The sequence below is a fragment of the Cupriavidus sp. 05N40 genome, from assembly GCF_056397305.1.
Genome location: NZ_JBFTND010000374.1, coordinates 1 through 3,630, shown reverse-complemented (window position 1 = coordinate 3,630; position 3,630 = coordinate 1). Strand labels below are relative to the sequence as shown.

Sequence of the window (3,630 nt, the reverse complement as noted above, 5' to 3'; positions counted from 1 at the left end):
GAAGGAGGTTGAACTCCTTGGTGCGAAGTGGGATGGTCTCCTCACGCCAGACGACTCGGCGGTCGCTCAAGTGAATTTCCAGACCCCCAATCTTCAAGTTCTCGTGTCGAATGGAGGCGGAGTTTTGTTCACTACGTCTCAGCAGGGCCCGAACCCGTGCCAGGAGGACTCTCGGCTCGACGGGCTTGGCTACGAAGTCGTCGGCACCCAACTCCAAACCTACGATCTGGTCGTAAGGGTCTTTACGTGCCGTCAGCATGAGAATCGGAACCGACGAGATTTGCTTTAGGCGACGGCAGACTTCCATTCCGTCCAGCCCAGGTAGCATCAGGTCTAGAACAACCAGGTTTGGCTTCAGTTCCTGATACGCGGCTATGGCCTCGTCCCCGCGATTGCACGTGCTCGTCGCAATGTCGAATTCACTCAGATACTCCGAGATGAGTTTCGCTAGCCTATTGTCATCCTCTACGAGCAGTAGTCTGCGCTTCGTACTGTCCATCCCCACATCCATCGTCTAGGCCTTGGCGCGCGTACCGAGTCTCGCAGCGGCAAGCGCCATATTCACCTATCAAAATCGGCACCACGGCATGCAGTGCCGCAGAAGAGAACATCTGCATCACTTTATGAGAGCCGGCGCGCCGAATTTGCCATTCTGCCTAGCACACCAGCAAGGTGAAAGCTGGCGTGTGCTACCACCAGCATATATGGCTGGATTTGCCATAATTTTGGCTAAGTTTGAGTGCAGACCAATCGAGCTCGAAAGTGATGAAAGGCTCGGCGCGTAGCCCAGGCTCCCGGTGGGATGGTCTTTTGCGACGCCTCGTCCCTCGGCGGGGCGCGGCATACGATGCGCATCGTTGCGCCCACCGTTAAAGTAGCCGTTGAATACACATTATATTTTTCGACAAATTCAAACAAAGTTGTGAAAAAAATCCTGGAAGGAAAGACGTAGAGTTTGAGGCATAGATACGGTTGGGAGGATGTCATGACCATGCTGATGCAGAGTTACGGTACAGGCGAGGCCAACACATGTTGATATCGATTTTTGGAGGGAGAGCATCTCGAAACAAAGGAGGGAAGTATTCAATGGGGGAATATGTGAAGTTCGCGCAATACTGGCAATGAAAACCGTCGCAATTGTCGGCCTCTCCACCATTCCAGACACAGCTAGCTATGAAGTAGCCAGATTTCTGCAGCGCGATGGCTTTCGCATCGTGCCCGTCAATCCCCGTCACGCGGGCCAAAGAGTATTGGGCGAGCTATGCCATTCCAGCCTGACTGATGCAGCGGCAAAGCTGGCGGAGGTGGGCGAACGGATTCAATGGGCTCATATTTGCCGGCAAAGCCGTGATGTCCCGCCGGAGGTCGTAGAGGCAGTTCTTCTTGGGCTTCGTGGGGTGTGGCTCCAGCTTGGCATCGTTAATAGCGAGGCGGTGAAGTGGGCCCGTATGGGGTGGCTGCTTGCAGTGCAGAATCGCTGTCCGAAGATTGAGCTAATGAAGCTGTGGGGAGAATAGCCGCTCCGGTCCTCCGATTGTTGCATCTTCTCAAGAGTCTGGGGAGTCGCGCATTACAAAACCAAGCATCGAAGAACTATGTTCTGACTGTGAAAGATCCCCGCATGCTCCGGGAGCTGACCGCGAGGCGGGCCGTGGTCTGGTTTGGCCTGGCCTGCAAAACCCTTTCTCGCTTATGTACGACGAAGTGCTCGCCTGTGGTTTCTCCGCCAACGTATCGTCTTGCTTACTGCGGAGTTCACGTTCTGTCGACACTATGAGCGTCGGCAGTTGCGGAGAGAAGGCTCGGTTACGGATATCGGCACGCGCTGATGCGTCTGCACGTTACCGATTGCCGACTGGCGGGAGCGGTATCGCTCTCTTTCTCTCTCTCCCTTTGAGGCGGTCGCCCGGCCATCTACGTCTGTTGTTGCTATGAAAATCGCTGTACTTGCTTTCCCGAGTGTCCAGATGCTCGACTTGGTCGGGCCTATCGATGTCTTCAACGAGGCTGCGCGTCAGGCAGGAAATCCAGGCGCGTACCAGTTCGAGATTGTGTCGCCAACGCCCGGCATTCTGACTGCATCGAACGGAATGAAGATTACGCCGGATGCTACGCTTGATACCAGCAGCCCCGATATAGACACGCTTCTGATCGCCGGTAGTCCTTTGGTGAATCTTGCTGAAAAGGACACCGCAATACGAGATTGGCTTAATCGCTACGCCAAGACGGTTCGTCGGATTGGTTCGGTCTGTTCGGGACCGCTTCTCTTGGCGCACACAGGGTTGTTGGATGGAAGACGTGCAACAACACATTGGAACTCAACTGCCAGGCTGGGCCGAATGTTCCCCAAGGTAAAGGTGGAGCCGGACCAGATCTATGTGAAGGATGGAAATATCTACACATCCGCTGGCGTCACGGCAGGGTTGGACCTGGCGCTTGCTATGGTAGAGGAGGACTTTGGGCGAGCGATTGCCCTGAAAGTTGCCCGTGCGTTTGTGATGTTCCTCAAGCGGCCCGGTGGCCAATCCCAGTTTAGTGCGCATCTGGCTGCGCAGACTGCAGAGAAGAGCGTGATTCGGGATGTCCAGAATTGGGTGGTGGAAAATCTGAACAAGCAGCTTTCAGTGGATAATTTGGCCGCCCATGCGGGGATGAGCACGCGAAACTTTGCCCGCATCTTCAAACAGGAGTGCAACGTGACGCCTGCGGATTTCGTTGAGGGAGCGCGACTGGATGCCGCACGCAGGATGCTCGAAGAGACCAGGAATCCGCTAAAACGTGTGGCTGCCCTTACGGGCTTCGGTGACCCTAATAGCCTCAGGCGAGCCTTCCTCAGGCGACTTGGCGTTTCGCCGGCCGAATACAGGCGGCTTCCGCATTGCGGCGTGACCGGGAGGGTCGGGGCATTGGGAGTTGACATCTCCTGATGCCAAAGCAACACAAGCGGTTCACCCTAGCTACCAATGTACAGGTCTATTCTTGCGATTCGCAAAGCCCATGGCAACGTGGCACTAATGAGAGCTCGACACATTGCCTTTGTTAGCCAAGCAGGCTGTCCAATGCCTGGAAGTAGTCGTCCGCTTGTTCAACTACCGGGAAATGTCCAGACCGGCTGAGCTCAACGAACCGGCTACCCGGAATGAGGGAAGCGCAGGCTGCGCCCTCCTGCGGCGGATTGAGCCGGTCGTGCGCTCCTGAGATAACGATGGTCTTTGCACTGATCTTGGGGAGAATTCCCCGGAAGTCGAAGCCGACGAGTGCGCCCCCCGCCGCGGCCATCTCGTCTTCTGATAGAAGAGAGCGCATAAGCCTCTTGATATGAGCATCCTTCTTGATAGGGTCCACATAGGGTCCGAAGGCGAACCCAAGAAGGAACTCTTGCGTTTCCCGATGTGTCAGGTGCTCCACCTCGAGCTTGTGCTCCTCAAGGATGCGGGCGGAAGAGGACGTTGCACCATTGCTCTTGGTCACAATCAGGGCCAACTCCTTGACCCGCTGCGGATATGTGGCGGCGAAGCCTTGGGCGATGTAACTGCCCATGGAAGCTCCCATCACGGTGCAGTGATCGATCCCGAGTGCATCCAGCAGGCACCTGAGGTCTTCGACATGATGTTCGAGACCGAACTTTCC

4 protein-coding genes are annotated in these 3,630 nt (G+C 55.8%); 2 read left to right on the top strand and 2 right to left on the bottom strand.

The features are described from left to right. Positions 1-499, bottom strand: a 499-nt coding sequence (locus AC1DO7_RS40325; protein WP_477117495.1) for a response regulator, incomplete at its 3' end; no start/stop codon positions are given. 622 nt (positions 500-1,121) lie between these two features. Here AC1DO7_RS40325 and AC1DO7_RS40320 point away from each other — a divergent pair. Both AC1DO7_RS40320 and AC1DO7_RS40315 read left to right on the top strand, forming a co-directional pair. Continuing rightward, positions 1,122-1,517: a CoA-binding protein gene (locus AC1DO7_RS40320; RefSeq protein WP_441619100.1), complete on the top strand. Its 396-nt coding sequence runs from the start codon at positions 1,122-1,124 to the stop codon at positions 1,515-1,517. Positions 1,518-1,931: 414 nt separating this feature from the next. Beyond that, entirely contained in the window at positions 1,932-2,927 is a 996-nt protein-coding gene (locus AC1DO7_RS40315) for a GlxA family transcriptional regulator (RefSeq protein ID WP_441619102.1), read from the top strand. Positions 2,928-3,039: 112 nt separating this feature from the next. Here the strand turns inward: AC1DO7_RS40315 and AC1DO7_RS40310 are convergent. Beyond that, the coding region (locus AC1DO7_RS40310; protein WP_477117494.1) for an alpha/beta fold hydrolase at positions 3,040-3,630 on the bottom strand (591 nt) is incomplete at its 5' end.

What these genes read in the sequence shown, in the direction of transcription:
- AC1DO7_RS40320 (WP_441619100.1), top strand. Translation starts at nt 1,122, where the DNA reads ATGAAAACCGTCGCAATTGTCGGCCTCTCCACCATTCCAGACACAGCT.
- AC1DO7_RS40315 (WP_441619102.1), top strand. Translation starts at nt 1,932, where the DNA reads ATGAAAATCGCTGTACTTGCTTTCCCGAGTGTCCAGATGCTCGACTTG.